We start from the raw sequence: 259 nt of genomic DNA, 5'->3' as shown, positions 1-259 counted from the left end.
ATCGTCGCGGCGCCGTTCTACTTCGCGTGGATGGACCGCCACCAGCGCGACACCGACGACGCCTATCTGCTGTGGGGCCGCTACCTGTTGCGTCGCGAGCGGCCGGCGAACTGGCAGCCCGTGCGCGAGATGCTCGCCGGCTGGGGCGTGAAGGCGTTCTTCCTGCCGCTGATGACCGTGTACCTGTCGAAGGACGCCGATCACCTGAGCACATCGCTCGCGAACGCGCTGCACGCGCCGATGACGCTCGCGACCTTCG

Annotated in this window: 1 pseudogene; it reads left to right on the top strand. The window is 68.3% G+C overall.

Features of this window, described 5'->3' with window-relative positions:
- Window positions 1-259, top strand: a pseudogene (locus SB816_RS32950) (hypothetical protein); the annotation flags it as partial.

The organism is Achromobacter sp. SIMBA_011 (assembly GCF_046535435.1).
Taxonomy (GTDB): domain Bacteria; phylum Pseudomonadota; class Gammaproteobacteria; order Burkholderiales; family Burkholderiaceae_B; genus Achromobacter; species Achromobacter dolens.
The sequence above is the reverse complement of the archived record's forward strand: the minus strand, read 5'-3'. Positions and strand labels throughout refer to the sequence as shown.